The 16598-nt window shown below is 57.9% G+C and carries 13 protein-coding genes; 5 read left to right on the forward strand and 8 right to left on the reverse strand.

The features are described 5' to 3' along the window. Positions 1 to 66: 66 nt before the first annotated feature. A complete protein-coding gene (locus tag ACEN2R_RS16625) occupies positions 67 to 1227 on the reverse strand; it encodes a WD40/YVTN/BNR-like repeat-containing protein (RefSeq protein ID WP_442043804.1) in 1161 nt (386 codons plus the stop codon). Positions 1228 to 1487: 260 nt separating this feature from the next. Between ACEN2R_RS16625 and ACEN2R_RS16630 the strand changes: the two genes are divergently transcribed. From ACEN2R_RS16630 to ACEN2R_RS16640, 3 genes are all read left to right on the forward strand, one after another. After that, entirely contained in the window at positions 1488 to 1664 is a 177-nt protein-coding gene (locus ACEN2R_RS16630; protein ID WP_442043805.1) for a hypothetical protein, read from the forward strand. Positions 1665 to 1820: 156 nt separating this feature from the next. Beyond that, positions 1821 to 3473, forward strand: coding sequence for a peptidoglycan-binding protein (locus tag ACEN2R_RS16635; RefSeq protein ID WP_442043806.1), 1653 nt, complete (start codon positions 1821 to 1823; stop codon positions 3471 to 3473). A gap of 225 nt (positions 3474 to 3698) precedes the next feature. Continuing rightward, entirely contained in the window at positions 3699 to 3905 is a 207-nt protein-coding gene (locus ACEN2R_RS16640; RefSeq protein ID WP_442043807.1) for a cold-shock protein, read from the forward strand. 136 nt (positions 3906 to 4041) lie between these two features. On the opposite strand, the gene ACEN2R_RS16645 is transcribed toward ACEN2R_RS16640, so the two are convergent. The 4 genes from ACEN2R_RS16645 to ACEN2R_RS16660 form a co-directional block, all read right to left on the reverse strand. After that, complete coding sequence (locus ACEN2R_RS16645) at positions 4042 to 4701, reverse strand: hypothetical protein (RefSeq protein ID WP_442043808.1); 660 nt, start codon at positions 4699 to 4701, stop codon at positions 4042 to 4044. A 166-nt stretch (positions 4702 to 4867) separates the two neighbouring features. Then, positions 4868 to 5164, reverse strand: a complete 297-nt coding sequence (locus ACEN2R_RS16650; protein ID WP_442043809.1) for a hypothetical protein — start codon at positions 5162 to 5164, stop codon at positions 4868 to 4870. A gap of 291 nt (positions 5165 to 5455) precedes the next feature. Then, positions 5456 to 6895, reverse strand: a complete 1440-nt coding sequence (locus tag ACEN2R_RS16655; RefSeq protein ID WP_442043810.1) for a hypothetical protein — start codon at positions 6893 to 6895, stop codon at positions 5456 to 5458. Positions 6896 to 7108: 213 nt separating this feature from the next. Then, complete coding sequence (locus tag ACEN2R_RS16660; protein WP_442043811.1) at positions 7109 to 7678, reverse strand: gluconokinase; 570 nt, start codon at positions 7676 to 7678, stop codon at positions 7109 to 7111. A gap of 304 nt (positions 7679 to 7982) precedes the next feature. Here ACEN2R_RS16660 and gndA point away from each other — a divergent pair, with 304 nt between their 5' ends. Next, entirely contained in the window at positions 7983 to 9392 is a 1410-nt protein-coding gene (gndA, locus tag ACEN2R_RS16665; RefSeq protein WP_442043812.1) for an NADP-dependent phosphogluconate dehydrogenase, read from the forward strand. A gap of 72 nt (positions 9393 to 9464) precedes the next feature. On the opposite strand, the gene ACEN2R_RS16670 is transcribed toward gndA, so the two are convergent. Continuing rightward, positions 9465 to 10250 carry a hypothetical protein gene (locus tag ACEN2R_RS16670; RefSeq protein ID WP_442043813.1) on the reverse strand — a complete coding sequence of 262 codons (786 nt, stop codon included), beginning with the start codon at positions 10248 to 10250 and terminating at the stop codon, positions 9465 to 9467. A 13-nt stretch (positions 10251 to 10263) separates the two neighbouring features. After that, a complete protein-coding gene (locus tag ACEN2R_RS16675) occupies positions 10264 to 13563 on the reverse strand; it encodes a hypothetical protein (protein WP_442043814.1) in 3300 nt (1099 codons plus the stop codon). A 762-nt stretch (positions 13564 to 14325) separates the two neighbouring features. Here ACEN2R_RS16675 and ACEN2R_RS16680 point away from each other — a divergent pair. Continuing rightward, complete coding sequence (locus ACEN2R_RS16680; protein WP_442043815.1) at positions 14326 to 15969, forward strand: MJ1477/TM1410 family putative glycoside hydrolase; 1644 nt, start codon at positions 14326 to 14328, stop codon at positions 15967 to 15969. Between the two features lie 98 nt (positions 15970 to 16067). Here the strand turns inward: ACEN2R_RS16680 and ACEN2R_RS16685 are convergent, their stop codons facing one another. Further along, complete coding sequence (locus ACEN2R_RS16685) at positions 16068 to 16331, reverse strand: hypothetical protein (RefSeq protein ID WP_442043816.1); 264 nt, start codon at positions 16329 to 16331, stop codon at positions 16068 to 16070. Positions 16332 to 16598 lie beyond the last annotated feature (267 nt).

Genomic DNA, 16598 nt, shown 5'->3' on the forward strand with positions numbered 1-16598 from the left:
TTTTGCCACCGGAACGTTCAGAAGAAAAGTGCCTAAGACCTGCGGCATTGGTGTTGGCCGCAAACCTCAACCGCGATCAAGCACCTCGACGGCAAGGATCGTCGGAAGGTGCCGCGCGATTTCTTCCCAGGTTTCCCCCTCGTCACGGCTTGCGAATACGGAACCGCTATTGGTGCCGAAGTAAACCCCGGCCGGGTCGCGCGTATCCCCGGCCATGCCCTGACGAAGCACGGTGAAAAAACAACCCTCTTGCGGCAATCCGCGGCGCATGGCCTGCCAGCTTTGCCCGCCATCGCGAGAGCGCCAGACCGCCGCTGCCGCGTCCGGGGGAAAGCGCCCGCTGCTGTCACCGTTGAGCGGCAGCGTCCAGATCGTATCGGGGTCGCGCGGATGCACCCGGACCGGAAAGCCGAAGGTGGATGGCAAACCGTCGGTTATGTTTTCCCAACTTCGACCGCCATCCGTCGACCGCCAGACGCCGTGATGGTTCTGCTGATACAGCAGATCGGGCTGGCCGGGCGCCCGCACCATGTTGTGAACACAGTGGCCGATTTCCCCGTCGCGTGGTGCGGCAGGATGGTCGTGCTGCGCACAGGGTTCCGCGTTTGAAAGACGGTTGCGCCTCTCCCAGGTTGCTCCGCCGTCCTCGGTTGCAAACACACCCGCCGCCGAAATGCCGACCCACAGCTTTTCGGGGGTGTCCGGGGCGGGCACGATACTGTGCAAGACAAGCCCTGCGGCACCGGGGTTCCAGCTGTTCGCAGAGGGATGGTCGGTCAGCCCCTGCACCCGCTCCCAGCTTGCACCACCGTCCCTGCTGGACAAAAGGCAGGCCGGCTTTGTGCCCGCATAAAGAACCCCGTGCGCGTGGCACAGCGACCAGACACTGGAGAATTCATCGGTAAAGGGCAGCGGCGCATCGGTCCAGCCGATCATCTTCGCAAAGTCGGGATCAGTCGCGGCCCAGTCATCGACAGTGCCTTTGGAAAGCTTCGCGATGTCCCAACTCTCGCCGCCGTCTTCAGACCGCCAGACCCCGGCGCCGTGCCACTCGCCGCCACCAGCCGCCCAAAGCGTTCCGGTGGCCGCGTCGCCGATAAAGTGGTTGATCGGCCATCCATCACACAGCGGGCCTGTGATGGCCCAATTGCTACGGTCGCCCCCGCCAGAAATCAGGAACGCCCCCTTTGTGGTGCCGACAAGGACCGAAATGCCATTTGAAGCCATAGAATACGCCTCTTTTCGATGCCCCATCTTAGCATGGGAATCTGCAACCGCATAGCATATGAAGCATTGAAAAAGGCGGGATGCGTGGCATTTGGCGGCCCTTCGGCAAAACCCGGCCTGAATGCGCGGGGCCGGTTTCATAACAGTGTGTCATTGATCCCGTATAATCGTTACCAATGCCGGTGTCGGCAGACATTGGCAAGATAAACCAATAGTCTAGGTCTGCCTGAAACAGAGAAGTGAAGGACAGCGTCACGACGATGAAACAGATACCCAAAAAGAATACCGATGAAGACCTGATAAAACAGTATCTGGAAAAAGGGGGAAATGTCAGTGTCGGCAAAACCAAACCCATGCCCAGCGAGCTTGGGATCAGCAACAACAGCTGGAACAACAAGCTGACCAAGGAAGAGAAGTCCGCGAAGGCGAAAAAATGAAGTAACCCAATTCGGCTGGCCCCGCCCCCTCGGTGGCCATACATCGCCAGCCGCCAACACTTCTGCGTGCCCCCCGGACAATCCATGTTACGATGATCTGGAATTATGACTTGCTCTGGCGCGCAGTCTTGCGTCGGGCATCAGGGGGGAGAAACAATGATGACGCGTTTCCTATGGACGACAGCCGCGTGGATGATCCTGTGCGGTCCGGCTTTTGGGGCGGATATCGCGCTGATCATCGGAAACGCCGAATACGCCGCGCAACGGGATCTTCGGGGGGGTGCCGATGTTGTCGCAGCGGCGCCGGTATTCGAAGGTCTGGGCTTTGACGTGGTTGGCCGCACAGATGCGTCGCGCGTTGAACTTGTGGACGCGATCGAGCAATTCGTTGCGGGCGCGACCGAGGCGGACCGCATTCTTGTCGTCCTTGCGGGGCGGTTTCTGAACAGTTCTCAAGACAGTTGGCTATTGGGGGTCGATAGCCCTGCCTCCCCCGGCCTGTCACGCCTGCCATCCGAGGCATTGGCGCTGTCCACCGTGCTGGCGGTCATGAAGCAGCATCCCGGGCGCGCCCTTCTTCTGGTCGCAGATGATGATGACGCGGGCGTCTCTGCCGGCCCCTATCTGGAACGCGGTCTGGGCCGCCTGAGCATACCGCAGGGCGTCACTGTTTTCAAAGGTGGCACCCGCGCCATTGCCTCTTTTGCCAAAGACGCCATTGCCCTTCCCGCGCTTTCCCTCACGGTGCAGGCGGCGCGTCGCCAGGGTTTGCAGGCCGAGGGTTACCTGCCAGAGGATTACCGGTTTCTGGAGGGCGTGCGGACCACCCCCGCAAAGCCAGAGGTTCCAGACAGCAACGAGCAGGCAGCCTGGGACGAGGCGCAGCGCGCCGATGTGATCGCCGGATATCAGGATTACCTCATGCGGTTTCCGGATGGCGCACATGCCGCGGACGCGAACCGCCTGATGGCTGAAATCCGCAATGACCCAAACCGTCAGGCGCGGCTTGCCGAAGACGCGCTTGGGCTGACACGGGACCAGCGGCGCGAGATCCAGCGCGACCTGTCCATTCTGGACATCAACCCGCGCGGCATTGACGGATTGTTCGGCCCCGCATCGCGCGGTGCGATTTCGACATGGCAAAGCCAGAACGGTTTCGACGCAACGGGCTTTCTGACCCGCGAACAAATCAACCGCCTGGACACACAGGCGCAACGCCGCGCGACCGAACTGGAGACCGAGGCAGAGCTGCGCCGCATCGAACAGGAACGTCTGGATCGCGCCTATTGGAAGGACACCGGCGCCGCCGGGGACGAGGTCGGATTGCGGGCCTATGTCAAACGTTTTCCCGACGGGGTCTTTGCCGAAGAGGCGCAGATCAAGCTTGATGCCCTGGAGGATGACAAGCGCGCCGCCGCTGCTGCACAAGACCGGCAAGCCTGGGATGCGGCCGCAACAGCGGGGTCCGAAGAAGGCTATCGGGCATATCTTGCCGCCTTTCCCAATGGCGCGTTTTCCGACGAAGCGCAGGCCCGGATTGATGCGTTGACCGCAGAAAAATCCAACGCGGACACCAACGCCGCCGCCCGCCGTGTCGAAGAACAGCTTGGCCTGAACATCCAGACGCAGAAACTGATCGAGAACCGGCTTGATGCGGTCGGGTTGCGGCCCGGTGCAGTTGATGGCGCATTCGACGACGACACGCGCCGCGCGATCCGCAGGTATCAACAGGCACGCGACCTGCCTGTCACGGGGTTTCTCAATCAAGAAACGGTTGTGCGGCTTCTGGCGGATTCCCTTTTCAAATAGGGGGTTGGCACAAACCTTGCCGGAAAAGACCAAGTAATATGGCAACATACGGCCTAAATCGTTTCTGTGGGTTGTATTTCCCCCGTTCAAGGCTATGTGAGGGGGGTGAAGTAATCTTTCACCGAATTCTCCGACGCCTACTGCAGATGGACGGTTTTCAAATTAAGATCCCACTGCACCAAGGCCACCGCGTTTTGCGGGTGGTAGTTATCAGGAGATAAACGGATGGCAAACGGCACCGTAAAATGGTTCAACTCTACTAAAGGCTTCGGCTTTATTTCGCCCGACAACGGCGGCAACGATGTGTTTGTGCACATTTCTGCTGTCGAGCGTGCAGGTCTGTCCGGTTTGGACGACAACCAGAAAGTAACGTACGAGCTGGAAACAGGTCGTGACGGCAAGCAATCTGCTGGCGATCTCGCACTGGCGTAAGCTGGTCCTGACGGAACATTCCGTCAGTCAAGAATTTGGAAACGGCGGTTCGGGTAATGCCCGGGCCGCCGTTTTCCATTCTACACAGGGTCAAATCCGCAGGGGTGTTCAATGGTTGCCCCACCACATATGCGGGTCACGTCCCTTCGGGTGCGGTTGCGAAACGGATCCACCTGAAGATCAACATCAGCACAAACATCGCCACGACCAGCCCCACGACATCACCGATGACATAGGTCACAAATGTGGCGACTCCATCCTCGGGCAGAATTCGTCCGCTGAATGTTATGCTTTGCCCGACCGAGTTGAAAAGCGATGCCACAATGCCGACACTGACAATTTGCGTCCAATTCATCGCCCGATTCTGGCCGGAGTAATAGTTCAGACCCAGAAACCGCAGGGCTTCGAACCCGAGGAATGCGGATGCCGCGCCCACCAGTAGTGAAATATAAATCGTCGGCTCATCATAAAGATGTACACCCGCGGGCATAAAAACAAGGTCCGAGATCAGGCCGGCGACAAACAGAACGGGCACCGCCTTCCACCCCCAAAAGAACGTGGAAAGCACCCTGACGCCATGAGGCAGGTAAACCAGACTTGCAAAGACAGTAATATCCGCCAGAAGAAAGCTTTGAAGGGGGTATACAAATAGCGCAGTCGCACCGTGACACAGGGCATAGGCAAGCACGACCATCACGGCCTTGCCCGCCCCCCCCCTGAACCAGATCAAAAGACCGGAATTCGTTTTTCCGGTCACTGGCTTGCACGACGGCGCTATGTTGTGGTCTTCCCTCATGATCGGATCATCCTGACAACTCTGGATTTATAAAAAATCAGGCCCGACATGACCGAGGCGGGTCAAACTATGCAAACCAACCGAACCGAACGATCACGACTTCAAGTTCGAAATCGCCACAATATTACAAAAACCATAGCATGATGGTGTCGTCGCCGAACAAAGTTCAGATTCGACCCGCCGTGACAACGTAAGAATTTGCCTTGGACCCGGCAGCGCGCCCCAGCAGCCCGCGTTCCAGCAACGTTCGCAATATGCGATGATACGTCGCCTGTGACAGGGATCTTACATTCTGATGGTTTCGTATCTCGTTCGACGCGACCACGGCACCGACTTTTGCGGAAAGGCTTTGCACAGCCAGAAATACATCTTTTTCCGCACTTGTCAGGCCATCAAGCCCAACGTCACGTTCCATTCGCATCAAGATCGCGCGAAGCTCGAAAATCTCTTTGAACTTGTCCATCAAATACACCCCGTACTGCCGATCTCTCGATTAAATAGTCCGCTCGAAAGCTGTCAATCTTGACAATTTTTATACTTGCCGTAGTCTTAGGTTATTACCTCTTCCCTGAGACACTTTCGTGAGTGGTGGTGCCTCAAGATTTCTATGACCAATGCTCCGATGACGTAAGTCATCGGAGTTTTTTTATAGCAAAAGATTTCAACATGCCAGCAATTTGCACAATGCGACTATTTTGCGCCGCGTCATCCGCAAATTTGCACATTGATAAGAGAGAAGCCGCCCGCACTGGTTCTATTGCCCGACGTTCACCGCGGCACTGCCCTGCATCTCACGGGTGGCCTCATCGGCCGTCGAACCATCGCTCTCAAGCGCTTTCATATCGGAAAACTCATAGGCATAGGGGATCGTGTTCAGCTTCGGGTTCACCCGTTCCAAAATATCACGGACCGGCCCTTCATTGACCCGGTAATCGTCGTCGAATCCCAATGCCAGCGTAATAAGACGGCGACTGTTGAACGGGGACATATAGAAGTTGCGCGATAGCGCAGGGAATGTGACGCCCAACGTGGATGAATAGTAAAGTTCGAGAAACATGAAATCTATCTGCTTGTTCAGCGCATTGCGCGGCAAGGTTTTCAACCACGCCTCGTAGTCGGGTAAGAAATGGGCGAATTGAACAGCATCGAAATCTTTGCCCGGCAGTATTCCAAGTTTGCGGACCTGCCAAAAAAAGTTCTTCCACCTTTTCTTGTCCGTTGTGACAACGAAAACCGCACGTAGCAAATCTGTTTGATGCCCGCGCAGCATCACAGCGCCGTCTGTCAGCGCGTTGAACACACCCGACTGCAATTCGTTGGGCAAGGCCGCTTTGGTGCCCGCCGACACCCGGAACTCTTTTAGCATTTCAGCCAACTCGTCGGGTGTTTGCTTCTTTGCAAAATCTCTCCACGAATGGACTTCGTGAGGCAAACCAAGTTCCTGCGTGACCAGCGCCGCCACCCCGGCGTCCTTACGCGTCGAGTAATTTGTGATATGTGTATAAATCTGTTCGATTTTAGTGGCCTGATCGCCCGACATCGCAACCAAAAGCCGACTGTCCCGCCCGCCGGAAACCGGCATCGCGCAAGTAAAGCGGTCGGCTATGGCCCCGACAACATGGCGCGTGGTTGACATGATTTCATCGACCACCCGACTGTAATCCGCCGGATCATGATGGAACACTTCGTCACGCGGCCAGAACCGTGTTTCGTGGAAATTGTCCAAATCCAGATAAAAATTCGGGTTCACCCGCCGCACCTCTGCGTCGCGCGTGTGCAGCAGCGAGTATTTTCCGCCCGTTTTTTCCATCCGCGCATGATCGTACAGAGGATGCTCCCGGACTTCCCGATCAAGGCAAAGGTGCAGCGATGACGCAACGCGCGCGGCGCCCCGATGATAGACCAGCCCGTTCATACCGACGGGATCGCCATAGACACGCTCTTCTGTTCCGATGGTCAAAACGAAGGTATAGCGCCCTGCGACATCCCGAATATAAGCCTCGAACCGGTCGAAAAAATCCGGCAGATCTGCGTCGATGCCGGGAATGGTCCAATCCCCTTCGATCAGCCCCGTCCGGTCGACCGCTATCCCGATCACGACACCGATCGCCTGCCCCTTGCCGTCCAGTAAATTGGCAAGATGAACCGATTGCCCCGTGTAAAGATGGTGACGCCCGACCGCCCTATGGTTCATTCCGGGAGCATCACATTTTTTACGGGACAGGATATATTGAAACCGGAACAAGGCCTTGAAATCCAAATTCTGTTCTTGGCACAGTCGCAGCGCTTCAATCATTGGATGGCCCTATTCATGTTACTTGCTACTTGAAAATTCCGCGTGGCGACGAAGCCTTTTGACCACAATACGCACCAAGCCAAAAAAGGGGAATCTAAAAAAGCTGCGGGATCAAAGCGTTGCAGGAATGTCCCGATCCTTGTGAAGCAGATCCAGGATCTCGGTCAGGATCGCCTCCATCGGCTGGTCGATCTCGACGCTGATCGCGGGCTCGTCCGGGCTTGGTGCCTCCAGCGTTGCGAACTGGCTGTCCAGCAGGGCCACCGGCATGAAATGCCCTGCGCGTGCCGACATGCGCCGCTCTATCACCGCGCGACTGCCGTTCAGGTGAATAAACGTCACCGCCCCGCCTGCCGCCTGTCTGATCCTGTCGCGATAGGCGCGGCGCAAGGCAGAACACCCGATGATGATCGGGCCTTTTTGTTGCCGCAACCTGTTCCCGACAAGGTCAAGCCAGGGCCAGCGGTCATCGTCCACCAGCGGCTGTCCCCGGCTCATCTTGGCGATGTTCGCGGGCGGATGCAGGTCGTCACCGTCAAGATAGACAGAGTTCAGGTGCGGGGCCAAGGCCAGCCCCACAGACGACTTTCCGCATCCCGCGACCCCCATCAGCACGATCAACCGCGCGGCCACAGGGGCACGCGGGGCCACCGGATCATTTGAAGGGCCGTCAGCCGTCACCGCGTATCTCCGTATTCGTCTGGCTGTGGTGCCAAGTGTGACAGTTATCTGTATGGCCCGCCTGTGCAGTCAAGGGCGGAAATCCAACAAAGCGTCAAAGCCGCTGCGTGGCAGGCACGCCGGATCAAACCCCCAGACTTCGGGGTGGATTGCATCACGCGGTCAGGCAGGTTAATCCCGAGCGCAAGGACACCCCGTTTGGTATACAATTTCGTCCAAGGCGGGGATAGACGTTAACCGCGGTGCATCACCACGACGACCGGCCGCATTCGATTGAACCGAACCGTGCAGGAGTGAACCACCCATGACTAAATCCGAAATCGGCTTGATCGGCCTGGGCACAATGGGCGCGATGCTTGCGTTGAATATTGCGGAAAAAGGCTTTGCCATTTCCGTATTCAACCGCACCACCGCGACAACAAAATCCTTCTTTGACGCCTCGGGGGATCTGGCCCAGCGCATCACACCGTGCGACACACTGGAGGCGTTGATCGCCTCAATCGCCAGGCCCCGCGCGATCATTCTGATGGTTCCCGCAGGCGAAGCCGTGGACGAACAGATCGCGGCCCTGCGCCCGCTTCTGGACAAAGACGATCTGATCATCGACGCAGGCAACGCCAATTTCAACGACACCAACCGCCGTGCGGCAGAAGCCGCAACCGCAGGCGTTCCGTTTCTTGGGATCGGCGTTTCGGGGGGCGAAGAAGGGGCGCGGCACGGCCCATCGATCATGGGCGGCGGCGACAAGGCGCACTGGGACCGCGTTGCCCATATCCTGCGGGCGATTTCCGCAAAATACGACGGAACCCCCTGCGCCACATGGATGGGTAAGGGCGGGGCCGGGCATTTCGTCAAAACCGTGCACAACGGCATTGAATACGCCGATATGCAAATGATTGCAGAGGCATACGGCGTCATGCGTGACGGTTTTGGCATGACCGCGGCAAACTGCGCCGCGACCTTCGACCGCTGGAACAAGGGCCCGCTGCAATCCTACCTGACCGAGATTTCCGGTAAGGTCGCCGCGGCAACCGACGCGAAAACCGGCAAGGCGATGCTGGATGTGATCCTTGACCGCGCGGGGCAAAAGGGCACAGGCCGCTGGACCGCGATCGAGGCGCAGCATCTGGCTGCCCCGATCCCCGTGATCGAGGCCGCCGTAACCGCGCGCAACCTGTCCGCACAGCTTGACACCCGCACCGAGGGCGAGGCGCTGTTCGGGGCCGCGCCACAGCGTCTTGCCGCAGATGCGCTGTCGCTGGATGATCTGGAGGCCGCTTTGATCGCGGGCAAGATCCTGTGCTACACGCAGGGCTTCGCCTTGCTGTCCGCCGCCAACCCCGCCTTCGGGTGGGATCTGCCCCTGCCAGAGGTGGCGCGCGTCTGGCGCGAAGGCTGCATCATCCGCTCGTCGATGCTGAACGACATGGCAAGCGCGCTGTCCGACGCGCCCGACCGCAACCTGATGTTCGCGCCGTTTTTCACAGGCCTGCTACAGGCGAACCACGGCGCGCTGCGCCGCGTGGTCGCCACCAGCATGACCAACGGCCTGCCGGTTCCGGCGTTGTCCGCCGCCCTGTCCTACTTCGACATCATGCGCACGGGCCGGTCGACCGCAAACATGATTCAGGCGCAGCGCGACTTTTTCGGCGCCCACGGGTTTGAGCGGATCGGCGAAACGGGCGCCCACCACGGACCGTGGGGCAACCACTAAGACCGGAAGGCGCCTATGGTGCAGCCCGCCCGAAATTCACGGGTGGGCTGATCGCATTACCTTAATGCCGCATTACCTCGCAATGGCGTTGAACACAGCCTCGTTGCCTGTGTTTAAATCCCTGACGCCGCCGACAACGCCGACTTCATTCGCCGACGGGCCCGCGAAGTTGCCCAAGGCATTCAGCGTGACGGTCACACCGTCCTGGATCAGTATACCACCTGCTCCAAATCCGGCGACCGACACCGTTGTTCCCGGCGCATCGGTGAAACTCGCGCCCGAGATTGCCATATCGTTCACCGTAATCGTGCCGCCAGCGCCAGCTGGATAGGGAACAATGGTCTGGCCTGTTATCTGCGTCCCAGCGGGGTTGGACATCGCCAGGTCCACGCCCGCCCCGACGCCGCTGAACACAGCATTCAGCGTCGCTGACATTGTAACATCATAGGCCGTTCCATTGACCGCATCGGTCACAAACGCGCGCCCTTTTCCGACAGTGTAACTGGCGGTCCCCATCGTCGGCATAGAGGCGACGGGCGTTTGGATCATTCCGACCTGATTGGGTGCACCCCCCTCGATCAGACCGGAATAAAGGTTGCCGTTGCGGTCGACAGGATACGTCGTGCCCGCAATCGTGACCGTGTCGGCAACCGCATCATACAAACCCTGCGTCGCCGATGGCGTCAGTGTTCCATTGTCCAGCGCCAGAACATCGACCGTTCCCGTCAGGGCAACGGGGGTGCCGCCAGTTCCCAACGGGTTCCCGCCGCCACCGCATGCCGACAGAACCCCGACGGAACCAACTGCAATGGCCTTGAGAAATCCGCGCGGCGAAAGGTGTTCAATAAAATACGTCATAAAATTATGGCCTCTATATAAAGGTGAAATCATCAATCGACAGTTCGGCAACGGTCACGCCAAAGAAGGTGATCCGCGTCCCTGAATCCTCGAACACGGCGTTGCCAGCAACCTCGGTCAGGTAACTCCCCAGATTGCTTTGAATATCGGCGGCATTTGTAAAACCGATCAACTGGACCTTATCCAGCCCAACCTGAAAATCGGCACCCACGGGGGTCACTGCCGTAATATCCATAACCGAAGCGCCGAAACCCGTGCCGAAATCGAACGCGCCGATCACATCGCCGCCGCCCATTATGACAAGGGTGCCGGTGCCGTCATCGACTTGGCTGTCATTTTCGCGGAAGATAAACACATCCGCCCCGCCGCGCCCTTCCAATAGGTCAAGGCCGATGCCGCCGTCGATCACGTCATTACCGCCGAAGTTCTTAGAGGCGTCGCCGATCAGAATATCGTTGCCGTTGAATCCCCGGATCGTATCCGCCCCGATCCCCCCGACATAGACGTCGTTCACCGCCAGAGAGGTCGCGCTGACGCCTGCGTCCTGCTCGTCCGTCAGGGTGCTGTCATTTGTCAGGCTGATGACCTGGTCATTCCCCGAACCGCCGGAAACCGAAGCGCCGCCACTGTCCGAGATCACGTCGTTTCCCGCGCCACCCTGAATGCTGTCCTGCCCGCCGCCGCCGCCGATGATATCGTTGCCAGCATTGCCGGTTATGGTTTCAGACGCATTTCCGCCAAGAATAATGTCGCCACCCGATGTGCCCACCAGGGCCGTGCCGGTCGAGTAATCGACGATAACCGTGTGATCCGCCACCGCATCGAAGGCCAGCGTCACATGATCATCAACCAATGTCACGCCATCCGCGCCGGTGATGACAATGGACTCGCCCGATTGCGCCCGAAGGTCGACCGTAACATTGCCCTTGCCGTTGAAGGTAAAGCCAAGGTCGCCACCGTCCCCCGTCAGGCTTAGCAGATCGGCCCGTGTCGGAAGGCCGGTGATATGCGTCACATCCGCAACGGGCAGGCCGGTGGTGATCTCGAAGGTGCCACCAAGGGATGGCAGGAACACCTGATTGCCGTTGTAGGCATACCAGTTTGCCACGCTTGAAATGACCGTGTTTGCATCCCCGACGGTCAGCGCGAAAGAGCCCGCATCGGACGACCCGACCGTGGCGGTCATGACATTGCCATTGCGCGCCACGCTCAGCGTGCTGTTCGAAAAGCTCTCGATCCGCGAGGCGAGCTCTTCGCCGGTTACAAATTCCGTTCCATCCGCCGCAGCCTGCGCAATGATCGTTTCGAACATGGCCTGCGTGTAAATCTGGTTTGGATCGTTAAGCGAGTTCGTCACGCCGTAATCGTGCCACGGAAAGGCGATGATCGGCGTTGTCGCGTGGCTTAGGATTTCGGCATATTCCGCCGCCCAGACTGCGGACGCCTGCTCTGCCGTCAACATTTGAAACCCGACAAGGGTAAAGTCGAACGACATGTTCGGGGCCAGGTAGACCTTGTCGTCCAATGCGGGCGTCAGGAACCCGAAGCCCCCCGGAAACCCCGCGCCGGTTGCCGAATATCCCCCGCTCATGTAATCGAAAAACTGGATGATCGGCTGCGATGCGTCCAGCTTTTCAGGCGCGCCGGGCACGGCCGTTCCGGTTGTGATGATGCCCAGTTCCTGTTCGATCTTTCGCTTGGAATATTCGAACTGGAAGGTGAAAGAGGTCAGCAACAGCGCCTTTTCCGTATCATCCAGAACGGACAGGTCCAAAGTCTGCGGATCAAGCTTTGCCAGCGCGGCCGATATCGCTGGCGTATCCGCGACCAACAGGTTGGTGTCATCGGGATGGGTCCAGCTGTGCGTGCCAATCTCGCCTTCCAGCGCAAGCAACTGCTCATAGAACGGCCCCGACACCGCCCAATCGGTATAGTCGTTGCCGACCCCCGGCGCGTCCGCCCCGATATTGATGTAATAAGACCCCACAAACCCGTAGGTGTTATACCAATTCTCGATAATCGGCAGCATCGCGTCATAAATACCGGGCGACAGAATTTCACCCGACACTTGCGACTGGTCCATGTCTGTGCGCGAAAAGAACAGCGACGTGCCGCGCGTCATCGCCAGCGAGACGTCGATTTCATTGCCACTGACCACCCAGTCAATCACCTCGCCCAGAATGTTGTTGTTGCCCAGCAGGGCCTCACTCGCGAAATGGACGTTGCGTGCGGACGTGGTGGTTGCGATTACGGCGTCATAGGTGCCGGCATTGGCACCCGTGACATTCTGGCTGAACAGAACCTCGCCGGTGCCGGTCGTGTCGAAGAAATATTGATACCCAGTGTTCGAATAATCCCCGACGACCTCGCCCGCAGCATAGGTGTCAAGCACCGGGTTGGCCGCATTTGTCGCCACCAACTGGACGCCATCAGTGCTGCCAAATCCGGCGTTGTACCCGACCCCAAGCAACGCGTTCATCAGCGCATAGGTCGCGGGCAAGGCCGCGCCTGTCTCGTCGTTGGTCATAAAGTTGCCAGCGGCGATCAGCCCGACACCGTAATTCTGCGACGCGATCGTCAGGGCAGCGGTGATTGCCGAAAGATCGGCGCTGTTCACATGCGAAAAGCTGGGGAAAATAATCGCGTCATAGCCGATCAGGTTGTCGACGTTGGTCAGGTCCGCCTCTGACAGAACGTCAAAGGGAATACCGGCCTGCATCGCCTGGTTTTGCGCGGACATGAACAACTGGCCATAGTTTGTCAGATCGTAAAACGCATTCGCCGAGGTTTCCGAATAAACAATCGCGACGCGCATCTCGGGGCCGGTCGTCACGGCATGGGCCGACACGAAGAAATTCGTATTGGCGTAACTGGCCGTACTATTTGGCAAGAGCACGGTATCATTCACGTCTGCATAAAGCCTGAGAGCCGAGGGAACCGTGGAAAAGTCCGATTTCGGAATCGCAATCTCAATGATCGTTCCGGCCCCGTTGTAGGCATAGGTCAAGGACGTCGCGACAGCCGTCTCTCCGGCCGCGCCTGTGTAAAGCGCCAGCGTGCCGTCACCCGCGATGTTTATGTTATAATCGGCGCCGGTTGTTCCACCGAACACCTGAAACCCCGTCGCGCGGTTCAGATCAGTATCCAGCCAGATGGTGGTATTCGGACCAATAGGAACGCTCGACGAAATCGCGAAAAAGTAGGTGTCACCCACAAGATCGCCGTAAATGGCAAATCCCTCAGCGCCGGTCGCTGGTGTATCCAAACGGGTATCAGCCGTCCAATCATCCAAATTACCGTCAAGTGTTGGCATCCAATTGATCCCCTTAATAACTAATCCAGTGAAAACTGTTCAAAACAGTCAACGAAAATGGCATTCCCGATAAATATCTAATGATATCATGCCAATGATCCGGTCTTTGGCCAACTGGGCTTAAGGAGGTCATCCGAAAGACGTAAGGAGCGGCGAGACAGGGGGCCTGCCCGTGTGCGCCGCCCGTTGACGGCAAAACGGGTGAATGCGCGTGTTTCTGCGCAAGAATGGCCGAAAAAGCGGGTTTCCGCCCGCCTCTGATCAAACCGTTTGCGGCGATTCAATGGTGCCATTACTCATACCAATAACGATAGGGGCCACCCAAGAGCCACCATCGCGAGGGGTCTGAACCAGTTCAGACAACGCAAGCAGGGTTAACGCATCGGATAACCGGTTCGTCGGTCTTTTTCGGCAACGGAAACGAAACGGCGAAGCTGTGTCTTGAATAAAGGAAACGGCGTTTTGACGCAGAAAATATACGCCCCCAAGGATGATCGGAATTGGAAAACTCCGATGCGATCAGGCGAATGCTCCGCCTCGACTTTAACGCATTTCCGCCACGCCGGCGTTCAAATCATCTGCAACTCTTCCGCCAGATCCAAACGGCACCGCATGCAAATTAATGGTGGCATGCACTTGTTCATTTTCGGTTCTGATTTCCCGCGTACCCCAAGCACGTCGCCAAAAATGCGCCGTCCCGCACTTTAAAAGCCGGACCGCTCCGCGCTTTGAGATGAATGAAATAACAGATCGGATACCCACATGACCCTTCCCTTTCTCTATCAGTTACAAAACGCGAATTATAAATCCCTGTCGGCAAGCGATTTCAATGTTGCCGTGATCGATATGGACGATGCCAGCCTGACGGCCAGCCAGATTGACACGCTGCAACAGGATCAGGGCAAAGTGCTGATTACCTATGTCAGCATCGGAGAGGCCGAGAATTATCGCGACTACTGGCAGGACGGAAACTGGTCCGCCAACGCCCCCTCATTTTTGCTCGGAGAGAACCCCGACTGGGAGGGGAACTATCTGGTGAAATTCTGGGATACGGAATGGCAGTCGACCATTTTCGCCCGCGTCGACGAGGCGCTGACGCTTGGCTACAACGGCATCTATCTTGATATCGTTGATGCCTACGATGTTGCCCAGGTCAAGAACGCCTATCCCGGAACCGATGCAGAGCTTCGGCAAGAGATGATTGATTTCGTCATAGCCCTGTCCGACTATGCCAAGGCTCAGGACCCGAATTTTCTGGTTGTTCCCCAGAACGCCGTTGGCCTTCTTTCTGTGAACGAGAACAACCCCGACAGCGGCCCGAACACCCCGTATCTTGACGCGATCGACGGCTTGGGTGTCGAGGATCTTTGGTATAACGGCAACAACACATCGGGTTGGACGAGTGGCGATCTTGAATACATCCAGAACGCTTTGAACGCCGACAAGTTTGTTCTTGCGACCTCTTATCCGACGCAGGATGCGAAACAGGAAACGTTTATCGCCAAAGCGATCGACGCGGGCCTGATCCCCTTCGTTGCGGACAGAGACCTGACCGGCACCATCGACCCAAGCAACGCGTCGATCGAGGCGGCTATGGCTGGTCATGGCATCAACACGCCATGGGATCTGTCCGCAAGCGGATCAACGCCCCAGTCGGACGGGACGCAGGCGAACGATACTCTCGACACGCCGCCAGCCGACATTCCGCCAGTAGAAACAGCGCCAGTGGATACGGCCCCGGTGGAAAGCGTCCCGGACAACACCCCACCCGCAGTGGACACGCAGCCAGAGGAAACACCCACCCCGCCCGCCTCGACGGACAGTCCCGTCGTGGACAACACACCCCTGCCTCAACCCGTCGAGGTCACCGCGATCTATCCATCATCGACCGACGCACCGACCGATTTCGGCAGCGCCTTCGTCACCTACGGCGATGGCGGAAAGAACTGGCTTACGGGCAATCGTGGTGCCGATATTCTGGCGGGCCTTGACGGGAACGACACCGTCAAGGGCGGGCGCGGAGCGGACATCATTCTTGGCGGCAACGGCAACGACAAACTGCGTGGCCAGGGCGGCGACGACATCCTTTATGGGGAAAACGGCCGCGACAGACTGTTCGGCGGCAATGGCGACGATCACCTTTATGGCGGCGCGGACAATGACCGGCTTTACGGCAATGCGGGAAAGGATGTCTTCCATTTCGGCGCGGGTGACGGGCACGATACCATCATGGACTTCGAGGCCGACATCGACACAATCGTGCTGCATAACATCGGCGCGTCCGATCCGTTTTCCTATGCGGATCAGGTTGGCAGCGACGTTGTCTTTTCCTTTGACGGCGGTGACATGCTGACCATCGAGAACACAACAATCGCGCTGTTGCACGACGATCTGTTCATCGGGTAACGGGGCGAATTCGACAAGAAAAGGCCCGGGTCAAGCATCCGGGCCTTTTGCATGTCCGGTCGTCGCGCGCGACCCCGGACTTACCCGGCACGCGCCGCTCAGGACTGGCTATTGGCAAAGACAAACCTGTCCATTGCAATCAGTCTGGCAAGCTGGTTCGGAGGTTCGACAGCCTGATCTTTCCCGAGCAAAAGCAACGGCAGCGATTTGCGGGTATAGGCAACACGGCGCGACCGGAAACCACCAACGGCGGTCAGGCGTTCGTTGCGATCGTCAAGTGTTGCTTTCAAATACCCGATTTCTGCGCGTATCGACAGGAACTCTTCCTCCATACGCTTGTAATCGCTTTCGAAACTGCTCATCCGCATCCTCAAGTCTTGCCCGATTGCCCGAGTATAACTCTCGTTTCCTATTAAAAGTCCAGAAGGTGGCAACGCAGATGCGCCCACTCGGCGAAATACAGCCTTATGCAAGGGTAGATGAAATTAGACCCCGCGTTGATTGATGCGAAAGGACCACTGCAACCCCTGGATGAAAGGCGCATATAGCTTAAGGGCACCTCTAAAAATTGCGCCTGATCTGACGGCGGTGTAGACATTGGGCCAGTGTGAGATGGAGGCTGGTTGTCA

This window comes from Pseudogemmobacter sp. W21_MBD1_M6, assembly GCF_052119585.1.
In the GTDB taxonomy this organism is placed as follows: Bacteria; Pseudomonadota; Alphaproteobacteria; order Rhodobacterales; family Rhodobacteraceae; genus JBGQOJ01.

What these genes read in the sequence shown, in the direction of transcription:
- ACEN2R_RS16625 (WP_442043804.1), bottom strand. Translation starts at nt 1,227, where the DNA reads ATGGCTTCAAATGGCATTTCGGTCCTTGTCGGCACCACAAAGGGGGCG.
- ACEN2R_RS16630 (WP_442043805.1), top strand. Translation starts at nt 1,488, where the DNA reads ATGAAACAGATACCCAAAAAGAATACCGATGAAGACCTGATAAAACAG.
- ACEN2R_RS16635 (WP_442043806.1), top strand. Translation starts at nt 1,821, where the DNA reads ATGATGACGCGTTTCCTATGGACGACAGCCGCGTGGATGATCCTGTGC.
- ACEN2R_RS16640 (WP_442043807.1), top strand. Translation starts at nt 3,699, where the DNA reads ATGGCAAACGGCACCGTAAAATGGTTCAACTCTACTAAAGGCTTCGGC.
- ACEN2R_RS16645 (WP_442043808.1), bottom strand. Translation starts at nt 4,701, where the DNA reads ATGAGGGAAGACCACAACATAGCGCCGTCGTGCAAGCCAGTGACCGGA.
- ACEN2R_RS16650 (WP_442043809.1), bottom strand. Translation starts at nt 5,164, where the DNA reads ATGGACAAGTTCAAAGAGATTTTCGAGCTTCGCGCGATCTTGATGCGA.
- ACEN2R_RS16655 (WP_442043810.1), bottom strand. Translation starts at nt 6,895, where the DNA reads ATGAACCATAGGGCGGTCGGGCGTCACCATCTTTACACGGGGCAATCG.
- gndA (WP_442043812.1), top strand. Translation starts at nt 7,983, where the DNA reads ATGACTAAATCCGAAATCGGCTTGATCGGCCTGGGCACAATGGGCGCG.
- ACEN2R_RS16670 (WP_442043813.1), bottom strand. Translation starts at nt 10,250, where the DNA reads ATGACGTATTTTATTGAACACCTTTCGCCGCGCGGATTTCTCAAGGCC.
- ACEN2R_RS16675 (WP_442043814.1), bottom strand. Translation starts at nt 13,563, where the DNA reads ATGCCAACACTTGACGGTAATTTGGATGATTGGACGGCTGATACCCGT.
- ACEN2R_RS16680 (WP_442043815.1), top strand. Translation starts at nt 14,326, where the DNA reads ATGACCCTTCCCTTTCTCTATCAGTTACAAAACGCGAATTATAAATCC.
- ACEN2R_RS16685 (WP_442043816.1), bottom strand. Translation starts at nt 16,331, where the DNA reads ATGAGCAGTTTCGAAAGCGATTACAAGCGTATGGAGGAAGAGTTCCTG.